This window comes from Streptomyces sp. NPDC002994 (genome assembly GCF_040611155.1).
Classification (GTDB): Bacteria; Actinomycetota; Actinomycetes; order Streptomycetales; family Streptomycetaceae; genus Streptomyces.
The window spans coordinates 1-26,946 of sequence record NZ_JBEXNQ010000036.1; the positions used below are offsets into that span (position 1 = coordinate 1).

Genomic DNA, 26,946 nt, shown 5'->3' on the forward strand with positions numbered 1-26,946 from the left:
GCTGTGGTACCCGCTCCGCGGGTACCACAGCGCTGCGCGCTGTGCAAGCGAAACGCTTCGCTTCGCTCAGCAGAAGCGAATTGCTTCGCAATTCGTTAAGGCGCTTCGCGCCTCAATTCCCTTGCTCCGCAAGGGAATTCGGAATTACGCTTCGCTTAAATTCCGAAAAGCAGGAATCTCCGCTTCGCTCCAATTCCCGATTCGCGCACAGCGCGAATGGCTGGCTATAGAGAAGGTGGGTGCATCGCTGCGGGCCTGTGTAGGATCCCGAAGAACAAGCCACCCCCAGGTACTGACAGACCATCACCCCGAACGAGCGGCCGGCCCTCGAAGCTGAAGGGCTCGAACTCCGCTTCGCTCCATCCGACCCCTGACGCACACTCACCCCCTATAGGGGGTGCAGCACATGAACGAGTCTACGCGAAAACCGCCACGAACGCAGCCCGTTGCGCTAGAGTGAGACCCTCGCATCATCATGGCAAAGCTGTATCAGGTGCCATGCGATGCGCTGTGTAGCATCCCGAGCGAACCGCTACCCCCTCCGCCAGGGCTGACCGCCCCCTCTCGCGACTTCTGGAGTCCGGAATGCCGAATGCCGATGAGACCCGTCTGTTTCCGCATCAGATCGAGGCGGTTGACGCGGTGGTGCGTGGTCTCGATATCCCTCCAGGGAAGCGGATTCCGCGTAATGGGCTGCGGGCCACGGTGGTGGCTGCGTGCGGTACGGGAAAGACTTTCATTGCCGCGCATTCTGCGTTGCGGCTGGCGCGGAATGGCCGGGTCTTGGTGTTGCTCCCGACCTTGGATCTGCTGACCCAGACGGTGCGGGAATGGCGTTCTGTCGGGCATACAGGTCCGGCGGTGGCGGTGTGTTCGCTGGATGATGACCCGCATCTGTGGAATCTCGATGTACGCTCCACGACGAGCCCGCCGCAACTGGCGTTGTGGCACGGCCGCGGGCCGGTGACCGTCTATGCCACTTACGCGTCTCTGCCCGTGCTGGCTGAAGCTCACGAGGGGGCGTACGGGCTTCCCATGGACGTTTTCGACCTCGTGGTGGTCGATGAAGCCCACCGCACAAGTGGCTCGATGGGGAAGGCCTGGGCGGCGATCCACGACCAGGACGTCATTCCGGCGATGCGCCGGCTGTATATGACGGCGACGCCGCGGATTTGGAAGGAGCGACCGCCCCGGAAAGTCGAGAGGGCTGTGTCGGAGAGCGGGGAGCCGTTCGAGGGGTGGGACCGGCTGCCGCGTGAGCTGGCCTGTTCCATGGACGATCCGAAGATCTACGGCCCCGTGGTCTACGAGCTGTCGCTGGCATCAGCGGTCTCGCGGGGGCTTTTGGCGCGGTATCAGATCGTGGTGGTCGAGCTGACCGACCCGGTGGTCACCCCAGCCCGCCTGGCCGGCCAGGAGAAACGGGAGGAAGAGGTACGCGGCCAGCGGATGGGCGCCTTGCAGGCCGCGCTGCTGGAGACGATGGCGGTGCACCAGCTCCAGACCACCATCACCTTCCACCACCGGACCATAGAGGCCAGCGCGTTCGCGAAGGGCCTGCCGCGGGTCGCGAAGCGCCTGCGCGCGTCGGATCCGGAGCGGTACCCCGCGCGGGTGTGGGCCGACTGGCTGTGCGGTGAGCACGAGGCCGATCACCGCCGTGCAGTGCTCTCCGACTTCGGGCGCAGGGCCGGGCGGGCGGTGCTTTCAAATTGCCGTGTCCTAGGTGAGGGCGTCGATATTAGGGCGGTGGATTCCGTAGCCCTCTTGGACCCGAAGGGGTCTGCGGTAGATATCGTGCAGGCCATCGGGCGGGCGTTGCGTCAGAAGCCGAATCAAGGCAAGATTGCGACGCTGATCGTGCCCGTATTTTTGGCCCCTGATGAGCAGCCAGAAGACATGTTCACTTCTGCTTCGTATCGCCCCTTGGTGAAGGTCCTTGAAGGTCTTCGGGCGCATGATGAGCGTGCCGTGGAAATGCTCGCTATTCCGCAGGAGAACCAGAAGCACGTTGTTGATCCGTCGGAAAGCATCGGTGAGGAGCCGGAGGAAGGTGAGGAGGAGTCGCGGCTGCTGCTGCGGTTCGCCGCCCCGAGGGATCCGGTGATGGTCGCCAAGTGGATCAAGTTCCAGATCTTGGACACCGAACGCCAGGACTGGACCCGCGGCTACGACGCCGCCCGCCGCTACCGCGACCGGGAAGACAGTCTCGATGTGCCCTACGAGCACCAGGAAGGCGCGTACCCGCTGGGCAGGTGGCTGTCCGATCAGCGGCGGGCGTACCGGGCCGGGACCATGCCCAGCACCCGGGCGGACGAGCTGGACGAACTCGGCATGATCTGGGACACCGCCGATGCCCAGTTCGAGGAGAACCTCGCCGCGGCCCGCGCGTACTACGCGGAGGCCGGCACCCTGGCCGCGCCCCGCCACGCCACCATGCTGGACAAGCCCGTGGGGCAATGGCTCACCAACCTCCGCCGCCCCGGAGGGCTCGGGAAGGACCCCGAGCGCGCAGCACGGCGTGCCGAGCAGCTCGCGGCAATCGATCCGGACTGGAACCCCGGCGCCCTGGGATGGACCGTCGACTGGCAGCGCCACTACGTCGGCCTGCGTGCCCTCCTGGAAGCCGGCGGGACGCTGGAGGAGCTCCTGCCCGGCGTCACCTACCGGGGCGACGACATCGGACGCTGGCTCGCCCGGCAGGTCCGGGACTGGGCGCGGCTGAACGAGGAGCAGCAGCGGCGGCTGGGTGAGCTTCGTGTGAAACCGGCTGAGCGGCCCCACAAAGCTTCGGCGCGAACCAGCGCGAAGGCTGGGGCAGCGAAGGGCTCCGACGCGTTCACGCGGGGTGTAGCAGCCCTCACGCAGTACATCGCCCGGGAAGCCCGCACCGTCGTACCCAGGGCGCACACCGAACACCTCGAAGACGGCACCCCCGTACGGCTCGGGGTATGGCTCTCCAACCAGAAAAACCGACGCGACCGGCTGAGCGAACAGCAACTGGCCACGCTCGCCGAACTCGGACTCGACTGGGCATAGATCCCGGTGGTTTCGGGTGGGGACTGTTGCAGATCGGTTGCGTACAAGGGGGGTTGCGGAGCGGAGGCCTTCGGGATGATGCCGGTATGACGCTGTGGCAGGTTTTGCGCTGGGTGGGTGCCGCTGTCGGTTTGGTCGCTTTGATCGTGTTCCTGTCCGGCCCGTGAATTCCAGCCAGAAACTTGAAATGCCCCGAACGATTACGCGCCCGGGGCATCTCAAATCGCTGGGCTTTTAAGGGCCGGTCCTTGATTCGGCCGGGATGCCAGGCCTCGAGGTCGCCTCGGACAGTGGACTCCCTGGGCCAGAGGTCGGCTGCTGCGAGCTGTCGATGCCTCCTCCAAGGAGGAGAAGGAGGGCCGTGATCACGGCGACAGCGGAGACGATGGCGCCCACCACGTCCCCCTTGGTGGCCGGGCCGGGCGTGCCCTTGGTGTGCGCGAAGACGAGGTAGCCCACAAAGCAGCCGACCACAAGGATCGCGGCTCCGAGGGCGCTGATGTGTACGGTCATAACGGGCCTCCAGGTCCTCCGGGGGCCTGTCCGTCTGCGACCGCCAGATCCGACGGACAGGCCCCTGTCCGGGCCCGCCGCGGATACGGGAGCCCTGCACCCCTTCTGAGGAGTCACAGAGCCCCGGACAGCAAAAAGGCCCCAACTCTCCTTAAGGAGTTCGGGCCTTACTCGCGGGACGACTTTCAAGACGCTGGCACCAGCGCCTAACCCTTGTCAAAAGGCCCCCGACCTGCAAAAATCCACAGTTTCCGCAGGTCAGAGCCCCTTTCGCCGCACATACTCTTGTGACCCATGTCACTATCGGAGTGTTGTGGCTGGTCAGACGGCCGGGCGGGCGGCCGGGCGGCCAGGCGCGGCACACACTCGCCGCCGCACACGAGGCGGTCCTCCAGGCCGCCGTCGACACACAGCAACGCCCAGCGCAGCGCCGGCCGATCCCTCCGTGCGCCGCGCACCTCTGCCCCAACCCACCACCCACCACCAGGGCCAGGGCAGGGAAGCAGCGTACGGAGGGATGTCGGCATTCTTACCAACCTGCTCTAGGGGCTGTGACCTGCACAGATAAGGCGGCACTACAGGGAGTGATGCAGCCCCTGGTGCAGTCGGTAGTACAGGGCGTACCGCAGGGCATAGCGCAGCCACGGCGGCGGCCACCGGCCGACGCTCCACCACCCGTTGAACACCGAGCAGCAGCGGCGCCTGGGCGTGCTGGGTGTGAACCCGGCTGTACGGCCGCAGAAGGCCACCGTGCGAACCAGCGCGAAGGCTGGGGCGGCGAAGGGCTCTGACGCGTTCACGCGGGGCGTGGCGGCCCTCGCGCAGTACATCCAGCGCGAAGCCCGGAAAATCGTGGATGGCACCCCCGTACGGCTCGGCATCTGGCTCTCCAACCAGAAAAACCGACGCGACCGGCTCGACGAACAGCAACTGGCGGCGCTCGCCGAACTCGGACTCGACTGGGCGTGAGGAGCTGACTCTCATTCCGGCGACCCGGGCATTCTCAACGGCATGTATGGATGCTTCCCACACCGTGCCAGCCGAGTTCCAGGTCAGCCCTGACCGAAGCCGACATCGAAATGAGATGAAACCAGGGCAGCGGAGCGAGAGTCAGCACGTGCCGCTGCCGCCGGAGCAGGAAGCGCCCGCGAAGCCGTCCAAGGCGGCCTCTGGGGCCTTCGAACGGGGCGTTGCGGCCCTGGGGGCCCAGTACAAGGCCCGCACGGGCACTGTGACCGTCCCCAGGGCCCACGTAGAACGGCTGGAGGACGGGACAGAGGTCAAGCTCGGAGTGTTCCTGTCGAACAGCAAGAGCAGGCGCGCGAAGCTCACCGCCGTAAAGCTCCAGCAGCTCGCCCACCTCGGACTCGAATGGGCGTAGCGCCGCGGGAAGGAAGGCCGCGCCGGTGAGCCTGTGTTCGGATGGGTGGCCACCGAGTACCCCTGCTCCACGGCCCCGGAAGGTGCCGGCCCGCGGCCAGCGCCGGGCCGACCCTGGCGAGTCACGCGGGTCCAGGGTGAGCCGACTCGGATACGCGGTGCGAAGTTCGTAGCATGGCAGTATGGCTGTCTTGTCACAGATGGTGCCCCTGGGTACGCCCGCGCCGGGCTTCGCGCTTCCCGATCTGGTCGGCCGGACTGTCCGCCGTGACGACTTTGCCACCGCTCCTGGGCTGTTGGTCGCATTTTTGTGCAACCACTGCCCCTACGTGCGCCATGTCGAGGCCGGGCTCGGCAGGCTGCTTGCCCGGTACCCGAACCTGGCGGTGGTGGGCGTCTGCGCCAATGACGCCGACGCCTATCCGGACGACCGGCCCGAACGCCTGGCTGAGCAGGCCGGGCGGGCTGGCTGGCTGGCTGGACCTTCCCGTACCTGGTGGATGCCGACCAGACCGTCGCCCGGGCTTACCAGGCTGCCTGCACGCCGGACTTCTTCCTGTACGACACCCAGCGCCGGTTGGCCTACCGCGGAGCGATGGACGAGTCCACACCGAGAAGTGGCAAGCCGGTCACCGGTGAACTGCTGGACGCCGCGATCACTCACGTCCTGGCCGGTGAACCGGTCCCTGAACCCCACCGACCAAGCATGGGCTGCTCCATCAAGTGGCGACAGTGATCACCGCTCTCTTCGAGGAGACGCCCAGGGGACATCGTCACCATGGGAAACGCCCGCTCGACCCACCGAGTGAGGTGGACTCGCGGGCCTCACAGCTGCAGTCCCGCGGAGCAGGCAATTCGCAGGCCGAGCCGGCCATCCGTGACAGGAAGAGACTCAAAGGTGGGCGGGCTTCATCACTGCCCACACCGCCCACCTCATCGGCGCTGGTCCAGAGGGGGTCTCAGGAGCGGACCAAGCGCCTCCCAACGGGCGCCCGGACACCGACACCGCTACCTATCAACGATCAGCAGAACTGATCAGCCCAGGCCACGCTCGCAGGCCCGATCACACCCACTGATACTGGACAGCAGCACGGCGTGCCGAACAGCTCGCGGCAATCGATCTGGACTGGAACCCCGGGCAACGGGGCTGGACCGTCGACTGGCAACGCCACTACGTCGGCCTGCGCGCCCTCCTGAAAGCCGACGGGACGCTGGAGGAGATCCAGCCCGGCGTCACCTACCGGGGCGACGACATCGGACGCTGGCTCGCCCGGCAACAGCGGGACTGGGCACGCCAGAACACCGAGCAGCAGCGACGCCTGGGCGTACTGGGCGTGAAACCGGCTGTACGGCCGCAGAAGGCCACCGTGCGAACCAGCGCGAAGGCTGGGGCGGCGAAGGGCTCCGACGCGTTCACCCGGGGCGTGGCAGCCCTGCGGCAGTACATCGCACGGGAAGCCCGGACCGTCGTACCCAGGGGGCACACCGAACACCTCGAAGACGGCACCCCCGTACAACTCGGCATCTAGCTCTCCAACCAGAAAAACCGACGCGACCGGCTCGACGAACAGCAGCTGGCAGCACTCGCCCAACTCGGATACCACTGGGCGGCGTGACTGTGTGGGAAGTACTCGGTGTTGCCCGCTTTACGGGCGTGGCAGGGGCAGGGCGTTGCAGGTGAGGGAAGGCGTCACGGTGCTGCGCCGTCCGCTGGTACAGCCGCACGTTTGCGGCTGTACCAGCGTTTCTCTTACGCCGCCGTGTCAGGCCTGGCCCGACAACTCTTCGACAAGGTGGTAGCCGCCCGCCAGGTCCATGTCGGTGTGCTCTCTGAGGAGTTTGATAGCGGACGTATTTTCGTCGTTGTCCAGGAGCGTCAACATCTCGTCGACCAGCCCTGGGGAGAGCGACCTCAGGGTGTCCAGCGCCTGCTGGTAGGACGTGGGCAAGGAGTTACCCTCGTTCAGCAGGTCCAGTGCCGCCGAGGCGGTGTGGAGCCCGAGTCCCGAATCCTTACGCAGACGTGACACTGCCTTGGACGCGCGGCCAGCCTGGGCCAGTGCCTTCGCGTCGTTCTGAGCTTCTTGCTCCACCGGTGTGATCAGCGCTGTCAGACGCGCCTTACTCGTGGTCACCCTGTTGGCCCCTCTCTTTTCAGCGGCAGTTCTTCTGGATCATGTCGATCCCAAGAATGACGGAGGCCAGGCCACCGAGGGTGGCGCCCAGCTCGCTGATCTTTTCCTCGCCCTTGGCCACGCGGATCAGGAGGGAGGCGGCCTTCTTCACTGAGCCCACCTTGCTGATGAATGCCTTCAGCTTGAGGATCTTGGCCACAGGTACGGCCCCACCCGCGATCGCTGCCGTGATGGCCGCCCCGCACTTCAGCTTCTGCATCCAGCCGAAGGCCTGGACACCGGCCGGCGCCGGCAGATTCTCCTTCAGGTATGCCTGCACAGCAGCGTCTCCCTGCGCGACCACGCCGTCCGGCATCGCTTCGATGACGCTCAAGGTCTGGATGAGCTGCTGCTCGTCCGAAGAGACGGCAGTGTCGACCGCCGCCGTGCGCTCTGTGCCGGAGCTTTCCGATGCCATAGCAGTACCGGAAAGGCCCGTGCTGAATATCGCAGCTGTGGCAAGAGCAGCGGTCAGCGTGGTGAACTTGGTGATCTTCAAGAGGTTCCCCCAACAACTTCGGTCGTACCCGGCTGGTCGAGCCGGGAGTCGGCCGTCGGTGCAGCTGGTCAGGCTGCGCATCGGCGACGGCAAAGTGATCTTCACAGTTAATGGGGTGAGGCCTCAATAGACTTGAGGATCTTCTGAGGTGAATGAGTTCTTAGAGGCTGGAAAGCACCAGCATGGCGGGAATCTGGTAATCCCGGGCGACATCGCAGGCTACTGAACTTGATTGGGTGATGTCGGGCTGTTTGCCTGACAGCGGCTGAGCCGGGTCGGTAGCTGTGTGGTGTGAGATACGCGCAGGGCGGCGGTTTGACGGCACGTACGTATTCACCAAGAAGTTCAAGATCATGGACTGCGCCACCAATCTTCCTCGCGACCCGGAGACTCTCTCCGGCGGTGAAACCTTCCAGACCTCCCTCGCTCTGGCACTGGCGCTCGTCGAGCTCAACAGCCGCAGCTGCGGCAACAGGCCGGAAACCCTGTTCCTGGATGAAGGATTCGGCTCCCTGGACTCCGAACGCCTGGAACAGACGCTCTCCGTCCTGCGCGGCCGCAAGACACCGGACAGCACGATCGCAGTCGTCAGCCACATGTATCCGGTGGCTGACGCGGTCGACGATGTTCTGTTCGTCAACAAGGCCACCGCGGGCTCTACGGCCGTCTGGCTCACGCCTGAGGACCGCACCCGAATCATCCACGACGGAATCCAGAGAATGCTGGAACACGTCTGAGTGGTAGCGGGGCCGGGCCAGCTGTGACACCGGGGGCCCTCCACCCGGGAAGATCAGGGATCTCTCCGGCCGCGGGCGGCACCCCTCTCCAGTGACCGTCCGGCCCCGCGCCCTTCTTTCAGTGCTCTTCCAGGACCCGCCGGATGCCGGCGGGCGGCTCTGACGTGCTCAGCCGGCCCCTCCGGGGCCGCAACACCTTCCATGTGCACCGGGGCCACAGTCGACAGCGCCTTCAATGCCCTCGCGCCGAACGCTTCACCAGACATCCCGGCCTTCCATGAGCGCCACCTGGCACGACGCTGCGTCACGCCCTGGCGAAGGCCGGTGATCACCCGGGGCGCCTGAACATCGCTTCACCCCCGCGCTCTTGCCCATTGCCTGCGTCCCCCTCGTCTCCAGAAAGAGCCCCTATGAGTGACTCCATGGATGGCACGTCCGGTGCCGACAGACCGCTCTTCACCGCGCATTCGGGGCGGCTGGCCGCCATGCCCCGGCTCATCGCGCTGGACCAACTCGGCGAGCTGAACAGTGCGCATGTGCGGCTGGTCGCCACGGCCGTGGGCCGTTCGGAGCGGGCGGTGTGGCGGTGGCTCGCCAAGGCGCGCGCCACCGGCCATGTCGACGCAGCACCCCGGACACGGTTCACCATCACACCGGAGATCCGGCAGCTGTTGGTGCTGTGGGGAGGCAATGCCTCTGCCGTGCACCGTGAGCTCGAACAACAAGCCCTGACGGACCCTCGACTGCCCAGGGCTCCATCACTCTCGGCACTGCACCGGGCGCTGCGACGGGACCTTGCGCCCGGGGACCGGGCCGGCCTCGCCCAGGGGGAAGCCGCCCGGCGGGCCTTCGACGTGTTCGGCAAGCGCCCTCCCGGGCACCGCAACGAAGCGTGGGAGGGGGACCACAAGTGCGTACCCGTGCGGGTGTGGGTCGAGGACGAACTCGTACAGCCCTGGCTGACCTGGTTCATCGACTGTGCCAGGAAGGTCGTCATGGGTCTGGCCGTGACGCCCCACGCGCCGAGCAGGGATGCGGTCCTGGCGGCCTTGCGGATGGCGTTGGACCGCGGCGATCCCTTCGGCCCGGCCGGCGGACTGCCCGGTCTGATCCGCGTGGACCGCGGCAAAGAGTTCCTGTGTGACACCGTGGCCTCGGCCCTGGGTGCTTTCGCTGTGCCGGTCGTCGATCTCCCGGCCTACAGCCCCTACCTGAAGGGCACTATCGAGGCGCTCAACGACGCGGTCGAGCAGATGCTGTTCGTCTCGATGCCGCGCTACGTCCACCAGCAGACGCTCACCGGCGGGCGGACGGCGGATCCGGATGAACCAGCGCTCACGTTCGAGGCGTTCGTGGACCTGCTACTGAAGTGGGTCCACTGGTGGAACAACGAGCACAAGCCGAAGGCGCTGGGCGGCCTCACCCCGACGGAGGCGTGGCGGGCCGACCCCACACCCCTGTACGACGCTCCCGCCCAGCAGTTGGCCCACTTCGGGCTCGAGGACGACGGGAAGACCCGGACCATCACCACCCGGGGTGTGCAGTGGCGCAACCGCCACTACATCGGCCCTTGGATGGTCGGTCAAGGCGGCGTCCGGGTCGCGGTGCGCTACCTCCCCCACCACGACGCGACCATCGAGGTCTTCGGCCTTGACGGCGCCTACCTGGGCAGCGCCGTCCTTTCCCAGGCAGCCAGCGAGGAACAGATCCGCGCCGTGCGCAACGCCCGCAAAGCCAAAGCGCGCCGGCTTCGTGCCGACATGAAGGCCGCCGCTCGGTTGCGCCGTGGCCGCTTCGAGGCTGTCACCTCGGCGACCCCGCCCCAGCGCCTTGGCTCTCTGACCGAGGCGGAAGCCGAAGCAGAACTCGTCGAATCGGTCACCACAGACCTCCGGCGCGCCGATCCCCACTACATCCCGCACCAACCGGTCCCCGACGGCTGGGCACGGCCGATCCCGACGACAACGCCCCCGCCGGAGAACAACGCCCCCGAGGAGAACAAGTGAGCGACGACATGGACTACGGCACCCTCCCTCCGGAGAAGGACGACCACTTCCACCGGCTGGACGCGCATCTGGTGGCCACCGGCACGCTCATGGCGACGCTGGACAACATCCAGGCGACGATCGAGGCCAAAGGCATGATGGTCGCCTACGGAGCGGCCGGCTGCGGCAAGACGATGTCGGTCAACTCGGCGCTGCGGAACGTAGCCCCCGACATCACCTACCGCCTCGAGCTGCGTTCGGGCCCCACACCCCGCGACATCCGCCACGGACTGTTCCGTGCCCTGGGACTGCCCGGAGAACCGCCCACCCGCCCCGTCGAGTTCGACACTCTCTTGAAGGACGCGCTGTCCCAGTCATTTCGGGTGCTGGTGTGTGACGAGGCCCAGTGGATGGGGCGCAGCTCGTTCGAGTACTGGCGTCACCTGTGGGACGACCGGCACACCGACATGGCGGTGATCTTCGCCGGCGGGGACAACTGCTACAGGGTCCTCAAGCGCGAGCCGATGCTGGCCTCACGGATCTACATCTGGCAGAGGTTCACGCGCATGCCCGAGGACGAAGTCGTCGCCACGCTGCCCGCGTTCCACTCCCTGTGGGCCGGGGTTGACCAGAAGATGATCCTCGACATCGACCGGGCTGCGGCGCACGGCAACTTCCGTAACTGGGCCACCATCACCAAACACCTGCTCAAAGGCATGCAGCAGAAAGGACTGACCGAGATCAACCAGGACCTCATCAACTGGGTGTACAGCAAGCTGGGCGGCATGTAGCAGCGGCCCCACGCGCGGCGGCCCCCACCCAGGGACAGGCAGCCGTCGGTAGTCACGCATGACCGAGCGCCAGGCCCGTCCGTGACCGGATGGTCAACCGGCCGGCAGCAGGAACGAGGGCGAGATGGCAGCAGCGGCATACGGCGACGTGACAGTCGTGGTGGATGAGCGCGACGACCTGTTCTACACCCGGGCGGCGTTGCGGGCGCACCGGCCCGCGGAAGGCCGCATCACCGTGCAGCCGACGCCTGCAAGCGGCAGCCCGGCCGCGCTGGCGCACGACATGCTGTACGCGCTGGGGAAGCGGTTGGCCTCTGGTCCCGGTTCTCCCGATGTGTGGCTGGACTCGGTGAACGCGGCGTGGCTCTCTGCGGCTGCCTGGGGCGTCGCGGCCGGGGTTCGCCACGTCGTGGTACCCCGTGCCCATTTACTGACCATCCGGCGGCTCGACCAACTGCTCGCCGGCGCACGACGACGGGAGCCCAGCTGACACTGCTGTGGCAGAGGGCCCCACGGGGGCTGCCGCCGGCGCTGGCGGCAGTGGAGCGCCGTATCACCGCCGGGGACCAGTTCGAAGCGCTCCTCGCCGAGCCGGGGCCGATCCCCGCACGACCCTTCTCCTCCTCCACTCCCCCATCGATGACCGGAGCGGCGGTTCCGGCACCGTCGCCGCCCGCCCAACCGGTGGGAAGTACCCGGTCGGCGTCGATGAGGCCAGGGCGTCGGGCTCATCCTTGCACCGGCGCAACGGCCACATTGCATCGGGCCCAGGCCGCCTCTGCGCTCGAGATCGATCCCGAGGACTCCGCTGCTCTGGCCGCTCTGGCCCATCCCCTCATCGCCGGAGCGCTGAGCGTGTTGGCCTTCACCCGGGCCGGCCTGGGCAGCCTGCGCTTCACCCGCGACCTCGACATCACCGGCGACGTCTCCGCCATCAAGCTCCACGGGGTCAGCCATCGGTACTGCCCTCTCCACGCTGTCCCCACCTGGGCACGCCCACTCCTGGCTGGCGCCCGCGCCCACCACCGTCTGACGCCCCACCCGCCCGGGGACGGCATGTTCGCCCCCCTGATGCTCGCCGAAGCTCGCCATCTGCGCGCACACGCCAGACGTCTCTCCCCCCGGCTCGGCCTGACCCTGCCCGCCAGCATCCTTGTCCCATGATCTGTGCGTAGCGAAGCGCCCGCCCTGCGCTGCAGAGGCACAGCAGCGTTGATGCCGCGTCTGCAGCAGGCCACCACCCGGAGCCGAAAGGCCGGGAGCGGTGGAGGACGGCCCAGCCCGAGCCGACCGCTCTGCCCGCTTCTTCGAGGTCAGAAGCTGCCAGGCACGTGCACGGCTTGCAGAAGACCCCGGAGTGCGGGGAGGACTTCGTCGTAAAACAGTGCCTCGCCGAGAGCCGGGCGGTGCTCCACGAGGGCAACAACAGCCATTTCAGGTCCACGCTCGTGGTCCTCGCCCGACGCGCGCCGATGCACCCGCGAACGGGGCGATGCCCGGGCGCGGGCGTCGAAGCGCTCTGGGGCATACCCGTGAGCACCGTGGTGACCATCGCACCGGCGGAGACTCCGAGCAACGCGAGGCCCAGGGAACTGACGGAGGCGGTCTGTTCCTTGAGGGCGGGGATACGGACGCTTCATCCTGCGAAGACGAACTTATCGAAGGCGAGGAAAGCGGTGAGGGCGATGCGGAGCCGGGTGGGGACGTTGCCTGGCACAACGCTCCCCGAACGCATTTTGTTTGTTAACGGCCTAAACTGAGGCCAGTCGGGATGCGGGGGCCGAGTAAGGGAGTTGGGGCCACGGACGACTGCTGATCATGACAGGATGGTGCTCATGGGGGACGTGAATCTCACTTTCGATGACGGCTCGGTGGTGCGCCTGCACCTCACTCCGGCGCTCAAGGACTTCTCTGCGATGCCCGAGCCGGGCACCAGCCAGCGCGAAACCGACGCGAGCGAACCTCTCGGCCTTCCGGCGGACTTCGGCTCCGCCCAGCCCGTGAGCGTGAACGAGCGTGCGGCGCAGGCCCTCACCCGAGGCGGCGAAGCGCTCGCCGACGCGCTGCGTCCGTTGGGCGGCGTGCTCGACGGGATCCACCAGTCGTTCACCGAGTCCGCCCGGCGACCGAACGAGGTCACCGTCGAGTTCGGCGTCACCCTGGGGAGCGATTTCAGCCTTGGGGTCTTCTCGGGAAAGGGCGAGGCGAGTTTCACCGTCTCCGCCACTTGGAACTTCACCGACTCACCGGACGGCGTGCGTGTCCCGGAAGAGCCGCATGCCTTGAACAGGGCGGCTGCGAACGGGGCGGCTTCTCCCACCGCGTCGTGACGGAAGGCTGTACCAGGTGATCCCTTCCACTCACAGTGACGCGACACTTCGCCGGTCGTTCGTGTCCGTCCTAGGGCAGACCGAGTTCATCGGCGCCGGCGTTCTGATCTCTGACTCCCTGGTTCTCACCTGTGCCCATGTCGTCAACAGCGCGTTGGGACGACACCGCTTCGAAGACTCCGTACCGGCGCAGGGGAACGTCGTCCGGTTACGGATGCCCCATGTGGCCCCAGACCGGGAGTTGGTCGGCCGTGTCGAACAGGCGATGTGGCGTCCGCCGCGGGCACATCCTTCATCCCACAGCAGTGCCGCGGGGACCACGGGCAAGTTTCCGTTTCCCTATTTCGGCGACCTGGCTGTGCTCAGACTCGCCGAACCCCCTCCCGACGGTGCGGAGCCGGCGCCCTTTCTTCCAGAGCGGGACGGGCACCCCGTCATCGCGCTGTGGGCCAGCGGCCATCCCGCGATGACCATTGTCGCGTCGCCACGTGCGGTGGCTGAGCCCTGGATCGTGCTGGACGTCGACGCAGGCGAGGCCCGGGAGGGACACAGCGGTGGGCCGCTGTGGGACCGGGATCGGGAGGCCGTGGTCGGGATCGTGGTCGCCACACACGTGGACGCGCCCGGCAAGAGCCCGGCGGCACGACGCCCGTTGTACGCGATCGGCCTGCCCGCCATCGAGGCCGAGCTGCCGGACCTTCCGCCGGTCGAGGTGCCCACAGCAGGACATGGCCAGCAGCGGACGCTGGCTGCCTTGGAAAGACTTTTGCCGGGCACACAGGCTGTCCTGAAGTGTGAGGTCAGGCTGGCCGCCAAGCTTGGCAGGGAGTCCATCCATCAGGCGGCGGATCATCACCGGTTGCTTGCTCTCGCCGTCGGCGTGCGACGCGGCGTGCCGGAACTGTTGGAAGTGGTCCGGGAGTACCTGGTGGACACCGGCGCCCTCGGCTTCTCGGACGAAAGGGCCGCCTGGGACCGGCTCCTGCGCGCGGCACGTGTGGTCAGCCCGAGGGAGACGCTCACGACGCGACAGCGGCGGGAACTGGTCGGCCTTCTCGCCCAGTGCCGTGAGACCGACCCCGAGGATCTGCTGCGTGCCGTACTCCCGTACGTCGACGAGTTGCCGTTGGTCTCTGGACTGGTGGACGTCACCGACCTCCTCGAGGGGTACCCGTCTGACAACCGGTTGATGCCGCCGCTCCTCCAGTCGGTTGTCCGGATCGGCCTTGTGGAGCACTCCGTTGGGAATCCTCTGTCGGAGGAACTGGACGCCTGGGTCGACAGGGTGGCACCGCGGCTGGGAATATCTGAGGCCGCCGTCGACCAGTTCCGCGAGGACATCCGCCCGACTCCCTGCGGCGGTCCCGCTGAGACCGCCGCAGCGCCTCCCCGCATCCAGGTCGAGTTGCTGCCCATCGACCCGGGGCATCGCTTCACCTATCAGATATGGGTCTGTAGCGGTGACGACCGGCACGAGCTCGTCCTGGTGCAGGACTCTGAGGTATCCAGCGAGCAGGTAGTCGAGGGCGTCAGAGCAGTGCTGCGCACCGAGGTGCACGAGCACACGGATCAGGCTCTGGTGGAGTTCTTCCTGGCACCTCCTTGGCTGCGGCTCGACGTGGACACCTGGCATCTGAGGGGAAACGAGGAAGACGGCGACTTCTTCCTGGGCATCACCCGTCGGGTCGTCCTGCGCAGTTCCGGGCGGACGCGGGACACCTACGCCGGGTGGAAGCGGCGTACCAAAGCGCTCCCATTGTCCCGGCCCATCGTCCTCGACCAGCGCTCGGCGCGCCCGGGCGTTGCCCAGGCACAGCTTGAGGCGGTTCCGGACGCCGGCGTCGTCATCATGTGCTGCGAGCGGCAGCACCAGAACCAGGTGCTCCGGCAATGTCTCCAGGCGGGTGTGCACACCGTCCTGTGGCACCGGCAGGACCACGACACCGAGACGGCCAAGCGGCTGCTCGACCTGGTGGAAGGCATCAGCCACACAGACCTGCCGGAGACGGTGCGGTTGGAACGGGCCAGAGCCCTGGCCGACCCCGACTGCCCGACCCACCACGGGCGTCGACTGTCACTCCTGTACGACGGGCCGGACCACAGACCGCCACCGTTTGCTCCCGATGCCTGGGCCCTCACCCAGCCCTGAACCCACCATGCCAAGGAGAGCGACCGTGTCGCACAACCCAGTGCCCGATCACGACCCCAGCGCGGCAGCCGAGGACTGGTGGGTGTTCCGTGGACCGGCCGACCTGCCCGCTCCGCCACCGTGGCGGAGCCTCGCCGGATCGCCGCGGACTCCGACGGCCCAGCAGTACCTCATGGGCCCGGAACACGTCGCAGTCGTCAACGCCGCACTCCACCTGCGCCGCCCTCTACTGGTAACTGGGCGTCCCGGTACCGGCAAGAGTTCCCTCGCCCACGCCATCGCCGAGGATTTGGAACTGGATGACGTACTCCGCTGGCCGGTCAACAGCCGCTCGACGCTGACGGACGCCCTCTACCGCTACGACGCGGTGGGCCGACTGCGCGAGGCGACGCTGGAACGCGAGACACGAGCCACACGCGGCGCTTCCAGGAAACTGGGGCATCGTCCCAGGGGCCGCCGGTCGGGCATCGGCGACTTCCTGCGACTCGGCCCGCTGGGCACGGCACTCGCTGCCACGGATCGCCCCCGAGTACTGCTCATCGACGAGCTGGACAAGGCCGACATCGATCTGCCGAACGACCTCCTCGTAGTACTGGAGGAGGGAGCGTTCGAGATTCCCGAACTCGCGCGGCTTCCCGAGGACCAGCAGAGTGCCGACGTGCTGGTCACCGGCAGCAGGAAACGTGCCAAGGTTCACCGCGGAACCGTGTCGTGCAGCCACTTTCCGATCGTGGTCATGACCAGCAACGGAGAACGGGACTTCCCCCCGGCCTTCCTCCGTCGCTGTGTGCGCCTCGATCTGCCGGACCCGGACGAGGAGAAGCTCCGCGACATCGTCCGCCTCCACCTTGGAGCCGAGGCGCTTGCCGACGCTGAGGACCTCATCCAGAACTTCCTGCAGAGAGCGACCGTGCAGACCCTTGCCACCGATCAGCTCCTGGCCGCGGTTCACCTGCGCGTCACGGGAGCCGATCTGAGCCGCGAGCAGCTGATCAACGCCGTCATGCATCGTCTCGACGAGGCTTTCCCGGCGTGATCGACCGACTGCGGCGGGTCCTGGACGGCCTCGGTTACCCGCTCGGCGGCGAGGAGCTCCTAGACGTCCTCCTCCTGGCCCGTGTCATGGAAGGGGCCCGGACAGGAGCGGGCGACGCGACGGCGCCGGATCCGGCGGAGGCAGAAGAGGCCGGACCTCCGGCCGACGATGTCGGGCAGACTGACACCGATGAGCAGGGCTTCGACCCGACGGGTTCCGGACCTGCCCCTACGAGCCCGACGGAAGAACCGGTAACCGGGCGGCGCCGGTTCCTCTTCACCGACAGCAGGACAGCCCGACCCGCCACCGGAACGGCCGCTCGTGCCGTGCGTGTCCCGGGTCCGCGAGCCCTGCCCGGAGCGCACAACCTGGCCCGATCGCTCCGGCCCCTGCGCCGGCACCGGGATCACCCGCATCGGAAGGTCGTTGATGTGGAGGCCACCGTCAGGCTCACCGCGGAATCGGGCACCCTCGACGTGGTGCTGCGCCCCGAGCGAGAGCTGTGGCACGCAGCCGTACTCCTGGTCGACGACTCTCCGTCCATGCGCGTGTGGCGGTCACTGGTGCCGGAACTCGGCGCCCTGCTGGAACGCAGCGGCAATTTCCGCACCGTCCACGTCAGCAGATTCACCCCGCAGAAGCTGAGTCCGCGGCACCACAGGACCGGTGCCGGGGCATCGGTCACCTTCCTGCTGACGGACGGCGTTCATCCGGCCTGGACAAGCCCTGTCACAGCCGACGCCGTCGCAGCCTGGGGGGCACGTGGGCCCGTCGCCGTTCTCAACCCGCTGCCTCAGCGCCTGTGGCGCGCCACGAGGTTCCAGCCGCAGCCGCACCTGCTCAGGGCCACCCAGCGCTTCCCGGCGGCGGACCAGGTTCTGATGCTTGACCCCTTGACAGGTGAACGGGCGGAGCTCGTTTCGGGCCGACTGTCTCTACCGGTGCTCGCCCTGTCGCCGTCCTCGCTGGCGTCATGGGCGCAGCTGCTGACCGGACCCGCCGCCCCCCACCTCGTCGAGGCAACCGCGCTGGAGGCTCCCAACGCCGGGGCGGCGGAGGAGGGCCCTGGCCCCGCCACCGTGCCGCCGGACCGGCTGATCGCCGTGTTCCGGGGATCCTTTTCCCCGCAGGCCTACCGTCTGGCAGTTCGGCTTTCCGCGATCAGGCCTCTCAGCCCGCTCTTGATACAACTCGTCCGCGGTGCCACCCTTCCCGAGGCCACCTCGGCACACGTCGCCGAGGTGCTGCTCGGGGGACTGCTGGAGCGACTCGACGACGACCAAACGCTCGAAGGGTTCCCGGAATCGCTGTGCAGAGACGGCCTCTACGACTTCCGGCCCGGTGTACGGGAACTCCTGTCCAGTGCACTGAGCAGGACACAGGCCCAGGAGATCACCGAGGCCGTGGGCCGAGCCCTCGAGCCGTACCTCGGCCGGCTGCCGGACTTCTCCGCGCTCATGGCCGATGCCTCGGGAACGATCAGGCTGCCGGACGGGGCTTCGCCCTTCGCGGCGGTGGCCGACCCCACCACCCAGGACGGAACCCACGGCAGGCCGCCCTCCGACGGTGCAAGCACACCTGCCAGTGTCCGGGAGATGTCCGCGACATTCGGCGGAGCCCTGCTGCGGGCGTCCGCGGGAGCGGTCGCCGCAGACGCACAGGACGGTTCGCTGCTCCTACTCCTCAACGACCGCTACGTCCGTGCATTCGGACACAGGCCAGCTTCTGCGCAGGTCCAAGCCTGGGAGAGAGGTCTTCCCGCACTGGCGGGATGCCTGATCGACGCCGGACTCTCCGAGGTCGAGATGCTCGTTGAGGTCACCCTGCCGATGAACAGCAGACGAGTAGACGTGATCCTGTCCGGCCTGGACCCCGTCCGCTCGGCTCCGTCGTATGTGCTCATCGAGTTGAAACAGTGGACCGTGGCCAGACCGGACACCAACGATCCGGCTCTGTGCTCTGTCGGCACCGACACGTTCCTCGTCCTCAACCCCATCGACCAGGTACAGCGCTACCGCGAGTACCTGGTCAAATTCAACAGCCTGCTGGCAAGACACCCGGAACGCGTCAGCGGAGCCGTCTACCTGCCCAACGCCACCGAGGCCGGAGTGGACGGGCTTCGGGACATCGAATACGAGGGCGGAAGCCGGCTGTTCACCGGTGAGCACCGGGCAGAGTTCCTCACGTACCTGCGTGGGCGGTTCAACGGCGGCCGTTCGGGAGCAGAAGCCGCCGACCAACTCCTCCGGGGCAAGCTCCTCCCCCCGAGCAAGCTGACGGCTGTCGCGGCCCAGGAAGTGAAGGAAGGGCAGTTCATCCTCCTGGACGAACAACAGATCGCCTATCGCACGGTTCTCAACGCAGTACGGAAGGCACAACACTCCGCTCACAAGGAAGTCGTCGTCATCACCGGGGGCCCCGGGACCGGCAAGAGCGTGATCGCACTCCACCTGCTGGGCGAGCTGTACCGGCACGGCGTACCAGCCCTGCATGCCACCGGCTCGCAGTCGCTCACCAAAACCCTGCGCAAGGTCGCAGGCAGCCGCAAACGTGAAGTGCAGGACCTCTTCAAGTACTTCAACAGTTTCATGACGACCCCGGAGAACTCCCTCGACGTTCTGATCTGCGACGAGGCCCACCGAATCCGCGAGACCTCCGCCAACCGCTACACCCAGGCCTCTTTGCGCACCGGACGCCCGCAGATCGATGAACTCATCGACGTGGCACGTGTCCCCGTCTTTCTCCTCGACGAGCACCAAGTGGTGCGCCCCGGCGAGATGGGCACTGTGGCGGAGATCGTGGGGTCGGCCGGGAGGAAGGGGCTGCCGTTCCGGGTCGTAGCGCTGGACAGCCAGTTCCGCTGCGGCGGCAGCGACGTCTACCTGAACTGGGTGGTGCGTCTCCTCGGGCTGGAGGCGGGCGGGCCCACGCTCTGGGAACCGGACGGCCGGATGCAACTCCTCGTTGCCGACAGCCCGGAGGGGATGGAGGCATTCCTGGAGGACCGCCGAAGCGAAGGGTACGGTGCCCGCATGACCGCGGGCTATTGCTGGCCCTGGTCGCCGGAGCCCAGGCCGGGCGACCCCCTCCCCCTGGACGTGGTGATCGGTGACTGGGCCCGCCCTTGGAATCTGCGCGGTGACCGTTCGGTGTCCGAGGCGCCTCCTGCCGCGCTGTGGGCCACCGATCCGGCCGGATCCGGTCAGGTGGGCACCATCTACACGGCGCAAGGCTTCGAGTTCGACTGGAGCGGAGTCGTCATCGGACCCGACATGGTTTGGCGAGGCGATCGATTCGTCACTGACCGGAAGTCTTCCAAGGACCCGGCGCTCAGGGGCGCGTCGGACGAGGAGACGGACCGACTGATCCGCAACGTGTACAAGGTTCTGCTGACACGGGGCATGGCGGGGACTGTCGTCTACTCGACGGATGCGGAGACGCGTGCGAAGTTGCTCGAGCTGGGCGGTCGGGCGCTTGGCGCGCACAGTCGCCGGACCGAGAAATTCGAGCAGCTCAAGACCGTTCGGCCGGAACAGGGCGAGTGGCGGACCACCCGTACGGACGGTACCGCCCCCTTCACCCCGGCCCCGCGTCCCGACTGGGGTGCGTACCCCGCACTCAGCGATCTCTTCCCCTGGGGAAGCCAAGGCGTGGCCACCCACCGGGCATGGGCCGTGTCGCCGGGCAAGCAGATCCTGGAGCAGCGCTGGAACCAGCTCGTCAGCGAAGAGGATCCCGCGGTCAAAGCCGAGCTGTTCAAGGAGACGAGGGACCGATCCACGGACAGAATCCGGGGCGGGCTGCCCGGCCGTTCCTCGCACGGCGTGCCGATCAGCCAAGAGACCTCCACGCTCGCGGAAGTCGTGCGCATCGGCATGCGCAGCTTCGACCGGCAATGGCTGGTCGCCGACGATCGTGTCATCGACCAGCAGCGCCCAGGGCTCTGGGCGGCATTGCAGCCAGGTCAGGTCTTCCTCAACCAGCCATGGGGGCATCCGATCGAATCCGGGCCTGCTGTCGTCGCCACCAGCCTCCTCCCGGACATGCACCATTTCAACGGGCGAGGTGGCCGGGTGCACCCCCTCCTGTACCCGGACGGCACCAGTAACGTCCCGCCGCGGCTGCTGCCGGTCCTCTCGGCCCACCTGAATCACAGCCAGGTGAGCGCCCAGGATGTGGCCGCGTACGTCATGGCGGTGGCTGCGCACCCCGGCTTCACCGAGCACTTCCAGGAAGAGTTCCTCACTCCGGGCGTGCGAGTACCTCTGACCCGCAACCCGAGGCTTTGGGAAGCGGCCGTGCGCCTCGGCGAGGAGGTGCTGTGGGCCTCCACCTACGGCGAGGTGTGCTTCGACTCAGCTTCGGGACGCCACCACGCCTCCGTCTCCTACGAGCCCGGTGACGCCCGGAGGGTCAGGTGTCTGGCACCCGTCGGTGACAACGTCCCGGGCGAGATGCGCTATGACGCGGACACACAGACCCTTCACGTCGGTCACGGTGCCTTCGGGCCGGTACCTGCCGAGGTGTGGTCCTATGACGTGGGCGGAATGAACGTCCTCAAGAAATGGTTCGGTTACCGCAAGGCGCGGCCGGACAACAGGAAGACGAGCCCGCTGGACGACATCCACATGAGGCGGTGGCCCGACGAGTGGGGCCTCGAACTCATCGACCTGCTCACAGTGCTCCGCCGACTGATGGAGCTCGCCTACACGCAGAGGGCGCTGCTCCACCGCATCCTTGCGGAGGCCATGGTGACGGACGCGGACCTCACCCAGGCAGGAGTCCTCCCTGTGGACGACGAGGTCCGCACGCCGCGCCAGCCAGTCTCCCCAGAGATGTTCGAGCCGGGCGGCGAGTAGTCGGCGACCCCGCCGGACGAAACCCTCGGCAACGTCCGAGCCCGGGACCGTTCTACGGCACCCCCAGGGCTCACCCGGCCCACTCAGAGCCACGAGGCGAGGTCGGGTCTCTCACCGGCGTACACCAGCACCTCGCGTCCTTCGGCCAGCTCGATGGCGAGAGTGCCGTCGTCCGTCACGTGGGCGCGGACCGGAATGCCGTCGTCGAAGACCGCGGTCACTGGGCTGCGCTCAAGCGGAACTGCTCGACAGTGCCGCAGCCGGAAGGGTTTTCACCGGCCTCGACGGTAGGGAGAAACCGTCCAACCCGGATGCCGGTCCGTTCACAACTACTTCCCGCGCATGCCCTCTGGTGCAAGGCATGCCCAGAGAACAGCGCAATAGCCACACCTACCATACCGGTCTGCGCAATTGTGACCAGAGCCTTCGTCACCGGTGACGGACACAGTGCCGCTTCGGGGTTACGCCTTTACAAAGAGCCCGCCGGCTCACTCATGGCTCTGTACGTCCGCCAGCGGGTGAGGAGGGTCTCGTCGGTATCGGGGCGCAGGTCGGGGAAGGCGCACGCCGAGAGCCTTCCTCACCTCGACGTGGCTGTGCTTGCCAGAGCCCTCGTTCCTTGAGCGGAAGATGCACGTCGAGGGTGCGCCGCGCTTTGTCAAATCCCCCTGGTGTTAGGGGAGGTGTCGTCTAGCGTCTGGTCTGACGGGGAGGGACGGAGGCGGTGTTGATGAGCGGGGGCGGCGGGAAGCGGAGCCGTCTTTCATCCAAGGCGGTTCTCGCCGTGTGGGTGCGCAGTGGAGGCAGGTGCATGCTGTGCAATGCATATCTGCTGGAGGGGGCGATGTCGGGACGGACGCTGCCTTTGGGGGAAGTCGCGCACATTGTCGGGCAGAGCACTGATCCACGCTCGCCGCGCGGTGGGCATCCGTTGGAGAAGGCGCTGCGGGACGAGGCGGACAATCTGATGCTGCTGTGTGCCCAGCAGCATATGGAGATCGATGCGAAGGCCGCGCTGGACGTCTTCACCGTCGAGTGGCTGCGCTGCGTGAAGCAGGAGCACGAGGACCGTGTCAGACACCTGACCGCGCTGGGGCCGGAGAGGGCCACCACGGTGGTGCGGATGGTGGGGTCGGTGCACGGAAATGCGGTGGAGCTGTCGCGGGAGACCGCTGCGAACGCTGTGACGGCGGGCCGCCGGTTTCCTTTGTACTTGGAGTCCTACACCCGGCACGGTGTGGAGATCGATCTGCGGCACACTCCCGGCGAGCAGGCAGCCGCTGCCTGGGACGCGGAGTCTGCCGCCGAGGCCAGCCGTCACTACTACCAGCAGGCTACAAAGGTCATCGATGACGTGGTCCGGAATCGGCTGCGGCCGGGGATAGAGCGGGACTCCGTGCAGCACGTGAGCGTGTTCGGGTTCGCGCGTCTGCCGTTGCTGGTCTACCTGGGGTCGCTCTTGGACGACACTGTGCCGACGGACATCTACCAGCGTCACCGGCACGAGCAGTCCTGGGTGTGGCCCGCCGAGAGCGGCCCGGTCACCGAATTCGCCGCGCATCCGGTTCAGGCTGGGCCGGACGGGGATGAGGCTGTCGTCGTGGTGAATGTCTCGGGGGTCATCGCCCCTTATGAGATTCCGCGGGAGCTTTCGTCTCTGCGCCGCTACGAGGTCAGTCCGGTGGGCGCGCAGGCCGGTCCGGACGTACTGCGGTGCCGGGCGTCACTGCGGCGGCTGGAGGAAACGCTGCGGATGCTTCTCGCGCGGCTGGAAAGGGAGGCGAAGTCGCTGCGCCGCCTGCATGTCCTGCCTGCCGTTCCCCTCTCCGCGGCTGTCGCCCTGGGCCGTGCTCACCATCCGCAGGTGCACCCGCAGCTGGTGATCTACGAGCGTCTGGCGGGCAGCTATGTGCCCACCTTGGAGGTGGGGCAGGTTCCCGGCTGACTCGGGGGCGGCGGCCCGCCGTGCAGCACCTTCTCTTCAGGTCTTGGAGGTATGTGGCCGCAGCGGGATGTACGGGGTCCTGCCGGAGCTGCGGTGGGGGTGCGGCCCAGGTTCGCGCGGCCTGTTGTCGACGTCCGGCAGCTCATAGGGGCTGGCGGCCCTGCCGGGGGATGTAGGGCCGCCGGTTCAGTGACGCGGGGACTACTCGTTACGCGGTTGTGTGGGGGATGAAGCGTTGTGCCGGGGCTGTCCCGGTGTGGGGCTGGGCGCACAGGTGGGTCCCGGATATGGGGTGGCGCATCTGGGTTCCTAGCAGGTTGACCAGGGTGGCGGTGGTTGCCATCAGGTCGGCGGCGGAGCCGTGGAATGTGGGAGTGGAGCAGCCTCTTGTGGGGCGCAGTTCGTCGCCCGGGGCGGGTTCGGCCCACAGTGCGTGGTACGCCTCGAGGCTCGGGTCGTTAAGGACGTGGCCGCCGGCGGTGTGGTCGATGGTGGACAGGGGGGTGTGGGTGCCGGGGGCGGCGATGTTGAGGATTCCCAGGCTGGCGGTGAGGCTGTCCGTGGCGAGCTGGGCCAGGACGGCTTTGCGGTGGGGCTGCTGGGCGAGGAGGTCGAGGAAGCGTCCGGCAGTGATGCTGACGGTGGCGTCGATGATGAGGTCGGCTTGGTCCCCGGCGGTCAGGAGGGCGGGGTCGGGGGGGCGTGGTGGTGGTGTCGATGCGGATGTCGCCGCGGATGGTGCGCAGGTGTGAGGCCAGAGCTGTCGCCTTGGTCATGCCGATGTGGTGTTCGGTGTAGTTCTGCCGCACCAGCAGGCCGCCGGTGACACGGCCGGGGTCGCTGAGGGTGAGATGTGAGGCGCCGGCCCGGGCCACTATTTCGGCTGCCCAGGAGCCGATGCCGCCGCAGCCCCAGATGTGGATGTGGCAGTCCTGGAAGGCGCGGACGGGGCGGAGGGTGTCACGGCGGGTGGTTACTTCGGGGCGTTCGTCGGAGAGGTAGCACCATTCGATGGAGGCGTGGCGCAGGTCGTCGGGCAGGCTGCCCAGGCGGCTGGGGGTCGCGCGGCGTGCGAGGCGGCGCAGCGTGTCGCAGGCCTGGGGCTGCAGGCGGCCGGCGAGGAGGAAGAGGGGTGCTGCGGGTGTGGCGGGGTGCCGGACGGCCAGGACGAAGTGCTGGGCGGTGCCTTCGGGGGCGCTGGCGGCGAGTGCGGTCAGCAGCGCCGGGGATGCGGCATCGGCCGGTTGCGGGTCGTGGGCGGTGGTGGAGTGGGTGAGGGTGAGGAGTTCGGCCAGGGTGCTGCCGGCGCCCAGGGGCAGTGTGTCCACTGGCAGGATCGGGGTGCGGTGGCTGTGGGAGTCTGCGGGGGCGCTGGTCAGGTCGAGCCGGTCGGCGGTGCGCTGGGTGAGCCAGGCTGTGGTCGGCCGGTGGGAGATGGGTTCTCGTACAACGACGGTGGGAGTTCCCGGGGTGTGGTGCAGGACGCCGCCGACGGGGTGGTAGAGGGCGGTGGCGGGGTCGAAGGTGCCGGCTGCGGCGTCTGTGAGCCACTGCCACAGGCGGTTGACGATGGGGGTGATTCCGGCGGCGGGGTCCCATTCGCGGGCCGGGTCGAGGTAGAGGCACAGCCGGTTGCCCTGCAGGACGTGCGGGGTGCCGGCGAACCGGATGTGGGGGGTGCGCACCTGGGGCGGAATCATCGGCGTGGCGGGGAGAGTGAGGAGGAAGTCCTCACTCTCCTTGAGCTGCAGGCCTCCGTGAGCGTGCGGCATGCCGCCGGTGCGGACGCTGATGGGGACGGTGACCAGGCCGTCGGCGTCGGTACGGGGGCGGCCGGTGATGCGCAGGTCCGGATCGTGTGCGGCTGCCAGTGCGGTGAGCTGGTCCAGGAGGCGGCGCTGGGAGGGGCTGGGGCGGGCCGCGGGCGGCTTGTGCTTGCTCATCCGGCACGCCCGGTGCGGGAGGTTGTGGTGACCAGCAGTGGGGTGGCGAACTTGGCCGCCGTGGGGGTGAGGGAGGCGGTGGTACGCGGCTGGTCGGGGAAGGCGTCGCCGAACAGGTTGCGCCACAGCCGCACGCTCCGGTCGTAGTCTGGCTCGTCGTAGGCCTCGCGGATCTGGCGGGCGTGGGTGTGGATGCGGGCCCGGAAGTAGCTGTAGGTCGTCTGGTCCCAGCGGTGGTCGAAGGTGACGCCCGATCCGGAGGGGCCGGGGATGGAGGGCTTGTAGGGGCGCTCCTGCAGCCATCGGTCGAGGTCCTCGATGATGGTGAGCAAGGTGGTGGGCACGTCGCTGTAGCAGCCGGGGTCCGTGAGCGCCTTGATCTCCTCGACGCGCTCGCCGAGCAGGGTGGTGAGGATGATGGAGCGGGTGCCGGTGAAGGAGCCGCGGTGGTTGCGCAGGTACTTCATCAGGCGGATGACCTTGCGGAGGTTGTTGTTGGCGGTGCCGTCCTTCTTCTGCATCCAGACCGTGAAACCGGCCGGGTTGGTCTGCTCCCACGTGTTGGCATCGCGGTTGACGATCACCTCGCGGCCGTCGGCCAGCTGAAGGTAGGGGACGATGTCGACGTGCATGGAGTTGGCGTAGCTGAGCTGCACGCAACGGCACTTGCGGGTGTGGGGCATGCGTCCGTAGATGCTGTGGCGGTGGAGCGCGGCGTAGACCTTGTCGATGTAGGTCTTGGGGCTGTCGGCCCACTCGGCGTTCTCGGCGAAGTGGAGCATGAAGTCGGCGTCGAACTCGCTGTCGCCGACGGGGTTGATAATGGTGCGCTGCGCCCAGGAGCCCTGGGGCTTCTTGCCGCAGATGAGCGGGCCGAGTTCGGGGTCGGCTTTGAGGGCCTTGTAGATGGCCTCGACGCGGACGTCGAGGAGGGTGAGCTTGGCCTGGCTGAGGTTCACGGTGTTCTTGAGGAAGGTCTCGAAGTTCTTGCGGCACTGCATGGTGAGGGTTCCTTTCTGCGGCGAGCCGACTCGGGACTCGGGGTGACGGGAAAGCGTGGGGGCATGCCGACGGGAGACGTGGCGGCATAGGGCATGGAAGGGACCGGGAGGGCACGTGGCCTTGTCTGTGAGGCGGGCGCACGGGTACGAACATGGGTGTGCATGCGCGAGGGGCCTGGTGTGGGCTCGCGGAGGGGACCGGCCATGGCACTGGGCAGAGGGTCGGCCGATGCGCGGCATCAGCGGATGGCCGTGGGTGACGGCTGGCCATCGAAGGAGCCGGTGCGGTCCGGTCGACGCTACCGGCCATCATGGCCAGGCACGCGTACGTGGTACCGCCCGGGGTGGCCTGTCCCGTCGGCCTCACGCCGAGCAGGGACCACCCGTTATGCACAGAGACCGCTCACTCTCTGCGGTAACTAGTGCACCACACAGAGCGATACTCACGCAAGACACTTTTTGAGAGTCAGTCTGGCTGACGTCTCTTCAGTGTTGGTCAGGGAGAAGCTGGTTCGGCTGCTCCCCCCACCACCCTCAGGCAGCCGGGGCGGGAGAGGTGAAGGCG

General features: G+C 67.6%; 20 protein-coding genes and 2 pseudogenes. 15 read left to right on the forward strand and 7 right to left on the reverse strand.

Annotated elements, in window-relative coordinates; all coding sequences use genetic code 11:
- Nucleotides 1–585 precede the first annotated feature (585 nt).
- Nucleotides 586–3,039 carry a Helicase associated domain protein gene (locus tag ABZX79_RS33460; RefSeq protein WP_355266316.1) on the forward strand — a complete coding sequence of 818 codons (2,454 nt, stop codon included), beginning with the start codon at nt 586–588 and terminating at the stop codon, nt 3,037–3,039.
- A 234-nt stretch (nt 3,040–3,273) separates the two neighbouring features.
- On the opposite strand, the gene ABZX79_RS33465 is transcribed toward ABZX79_RS33460, so the two are convergent.
- A complete protein-coding gene (locus tag ABZX79_RS33465; protein ID WP_355266319.1) occupies nt 3,274–3,552 on the reverse strand; it encodes a hypothetical protein in 279 nt (92 codons plus the stop codon).
- A gap of 678 nt (nt 3,553–4,230) precedes the next feature.
- Between ABZX79_RS33465 and ABZX79_RS33470 the strand changes: the two genes are divergently transcribed.
- The 4 genes and pseudogenes from ABZX79_RS33470 (at nt 4,231) to ABZX79_RS33485 (ending at nt 6,461) form a co-directional block, all read left to right on the forward strand.
- Nucleotides 4,231–4,521, forward strand: coding sequence for a helicase associated domain-containing protein (locus ABZX79_RS33470; protein WP_355266322.1), 291 nt, complete (start codon nt 4,231–4,233; stop codon nt 4,519–4,521).
- Between the two features lie 151 nt (nt 4,522–4,672).
- Nucleotides 4,673–4,933 (forward strand): annotated as a pseudogene (locus tag ABZX79_RS33475) (helicase associated domain-containing protein); the annotation flags it as partial.
- Between the two features lie 495 nt (nt 4,934–5,428).
- Entirely contained in the window at nt 5,429–5,668 is a 240-nt protein-coding gene (locus tag ABZX79_RS33480; RefSeq protein WP_355266325.1) for a hypothetical protein, read from the forward strand.
- Nucleotides 5,669–6,299: 631 nt separating this feature from the next.
- Nucleotides 6,300–6,461 carry a hypothetical protein gene (locus ABZX79_RS33485; RefSeq protein ID WP_355266328.1) on the forward strand — a complete coding sequence of 54 codons (162 nt, stop codon included), beginning with the start codon at nt 6,300–6,302 and terminating at the stop codon, nt 6,459–6,461.
- A gap of 234 nt (nt 6,462–6,695) precedes the next feature.
- On the opposite strand, the gene ABZX79_RS33490 is transcribed toward ABZX79_RS33485, so the two are convergent.
- Nucleotides 6,696–7,067, reverse strand: a complete 372-nt coding sequence (locus ABZX79_RS33490; protein WP_355266331.1) for a hypothetical protein — start codon at nt 7,065–7,067, stop codon at nt 6,696–6,698.
- A gap of 19 nt (nt 7,068–7,086) precedes the next feature.
- Nucleotides 7,087–7,605: a hypothetical protein gene (locus ABZX79_RS33495; protein ID WP_355266334.1), complete on the reverse strand. Its 519-nt coding sequence runs from the start codon at nt 7,603–7,605 to the stop codon at nt 7,087–7,089.
- A 353-nt stretch (nt 7,606–7,958) separates the two neighbouring features.
- On the opposite strand from ABZX79_RS33495, the gene ABZX79_RS33500 reads away from it, so the two are divergent.
- The 5 genes from ABZX79_RS33500 to ABZX79_RS33520 all read left to right on the forward strand — a co-directional run bounded on the left by ABZX79_RS33500 (nt 7,959) and on the right by ABZX79_RS33520 (nt 12,282).
- Complete coding sequence (locus ABZX79_RS33500; protein WP_355266337.1) at nt 7,959–8,342, forward strand: SbcC/MukB-like Walker B domain-containing protein; 384 nt, start codon at nt 7,959–7,961, stop codon at nt 8,340–8,342.
- A 410-nt stretch (nt 8,343–8,752) separates the two neighbouring features.
- Complete coding sequence (locus ABZX79_RS33505; RefSeq protein ID WP_355266340.1) at nt 8,753–10,348, forward strand: Mu transposase C-terminal domain-containing protein; 1,596 nt, start codon at nt 8,753–8,755, stop codon at nt 10,346–10,348.
- Entirely contained in the window at nt 10,345–11,118 is a 774-nt protein-coding gene (locus tag ABZX79_RS33510; RefSeq protein WP_355266343.1) for an ATP-binding protein, read from the forward strand. The genes ABZX79_RS33505 and ABZX79_RS33510 overlap by 4 nt, the downstream gene beginning before the upstream one ends.
- 124 nt (nt 11,119–11,242) lie before the next feature.
- Nucleotides 11,243–11,608, forward strand: a complete 366-nt coding sequence (locus tag ABZX79_RS33515; RefSeq protein WP_355266346.1) for a hypothetical protein — start codon at nt 11,243–11,245, stop codon at nt 11,606–11,608.
- Between the two features lie 365 nt (nt 11,609–11,973).
- A complete protein-coding gene (locus tag ABZX79_RS33520) occupies nt 11,974–12,282 on the forward strand; it encodes a hypothetical protein (protein WP_355266499.1) in 309 nt (102 codons plus the stop codon).
- A 364-nt stretch (nt 12,283–12,646) separates the two neighbouring features.
- Here the strand turns inward: ABZX79_RS33520 and ABZX79_RS33525 are convergent.
- Nucleotides 12,647–12,853 (reverse strand): annotated as a pseudogene (locus ABZX79_RS33525) (MFS transporter); the annotation flags it as partial.
- A 100-nt stretch (nt 12,854–12,953) separates the two neighbouring features.
- On the opposite strand from ABZX79_RS33525, the gene ABZX79_RS33530 reads away from it, so the two are divergent.
- From ABZX79_RS33530 to ABZX79_RS33545, 4 genes are all read left to right on the forward strand, one after another.
- A complete protein-coding gene (locus ABZX79_RS33530) occupies nt 12,954–13,448 on the forward strand; it encodes a CU044_2847 family protein (protein WP_355266349.1) in 495 nt (164 codons plus the stop codon).
- A gap of 61 nt (nt 13,449–13,509) precedes the next feature.
- Nucleotides 13,510–15,597, forward strand: a complete 2,088-nt coding sequence (locus ABZX79_RS33535) for a trypsin-like peptidase domain-containing protein (protein ID WP_355266351.1) — start codon at nt 13,510–13,512, stop codon at nt 15,595–15,597.
- Nucleotides 15,598–15,622: 25 nt separating this feature from the next.
- Nucleotides 15,623–16,633 (forward strand): MoxR family ATPase, encoded by a 1,011-nt coding sequence (locus ABZX79_RS33540; protein ID WP_355266354.1) that lies wholly within the window; start codon nt 15,623–15,625, stop codon nt 16,631–16,633.
- Nucleotides 16,630–21,492, forward strand: coding sequence for an SAV_2336 N-terminal domain-related protein (locus ABZX79_RS33545; RefSeq protein WP_355266357.1), 4,863 nt, complete (start codon nt 16,630–16,632; stop codon nt 21,490–21,492). The genes ABZX79_RS33540 and ABZX79_RS33545 overlap by 4 nt, the downstream gene beginning before the upstream one ends.
- Nucleotides 21,493–21,575: 83 nt before the next feature.
- Here the strand turns inward: ABZX79_RS33545 and ABZX79_RS33550 are convergent, their stop codons facing one another.
- A complete protein-coding gene (locus ABZX79_RS33550; protein WP_355266360.1) occupies nt 21,576–21,713 on the reverse strand; it encodes a hypothetical protein in 138 nt (45 codons plus the stop codon).
- 590 nt (nt 21,714–22,303) lie between these two features.
- Here ABZX79_RS33550 and ABZX79_RS33555 point away from each other — a divergent pair.
- On the forward strand, nt 22,304–23,437 hold the full coding sequence (locus ABZX79_RS33555; protein ID WP_355266363.1) for an SAVED domain-containing protein: 1,134 nt from the start codon (nt 22,304–22,306) through the stop codon (nt 23,435–23,437).
- 458 nt (nt 23,438–23,895) lie between these two features.
- Here the strand turns inward: ABZX79_RS33555 and ABZX79_RS33560 are convergent, their stop codons facing one another.
- Complete coding sequence (locus ABZX79_RS33560; RefSeq protein ID WP_355266365.1) at nt 23,896–25,380, reverse strand: ThiF family adenylyltransferase; 1,485 nt, start codon at nt 25,378–25,380, stop codon at nt 23,896–23,898.
- Complete coding sequence (locus ABZX79_RS33565; protein WP_355266368.1) at nt 25,377–26,381, reverse strand: cyclic GMP-AMP synthase DncV-like nucleotidyltransferase; 1,005 nt, start codon at nt 26,379–26,381, stop codon at nt 25,377–25,379. Before ABZX79_RS33565 ends, ABZX79_RS33560 begins: the two co-directional genes overlap by 4 nt.
- Nucleotides 26,382–26,946 lie beyond the last annotated feature (565 nt).

Bases quoted from the DNA above. Each gene is read 5' to 3' on its own strand.
- ABZX79_RS33460 (WP_355266316.1), top strand. From the start codon at position 586: ATGCCGAATGCCGATGAGACCCGTCTGTTTCCGCATCAGATCGAGGCG.
- ABZX79_RS33505 (WP_355266340.1), top strand. From the start codon at position 8,753: ATGAGTGACTCCATGGATGGCACGTCCGGTGCCGACAGACCGCTCTTC.
- ABZX79_RS33530 (WP_355266349.1), top strand. From the start codon at position 12,954: ATGGGGGACGTGAATCTCACTTTCGATGACGGCTCGGTGGTGCGCCTG.
- ABZX79_RS33515 (WP_355266346.1), top strand. From the start codon at position 11,243: ATGGCAGCAGCGGCATACGGCGACGTGACAGTCGTGGTGGATGAGCGC.
- ABZX79_RS33565 (WP_355266368.1), bottom strand. From the start codon at position 26,381: ATGCAGTGCCGCAAGAACTTCGAGACCTTCCTCAAGAACACCGTGAAC.
- ABZX79_RS33500 (WP_355266337.1), top strand. From the start codon at position 7,959: ATGGACTGCGCCACCAATCTTCCTCGCGACCCGGAGACTCTCTCCGGC.
- ABZX79_RS33465 (WP_355266319.1), bottom strand. From the start codon at position 3,552: ATGACCGTACACATCAGCGCCCTCGGAGCCGCGATCCTTGTGGTCGGC.
- ABZX79_RS33560 (WP_355266365.1), bottom strand. From the start codon at position 25,380: ATGAGCAAGCACAAGCCGCCCGCGGCCCGCCCCAGCCCCTCCCAGCGC.
- ABZX79_RS33555 (WP_355266363.1), top strand. From the start codon at position 22,304: ATGCTGTGCAATGCATATCTGCTGGAGGGGGCGATGTCGGGACGGACG.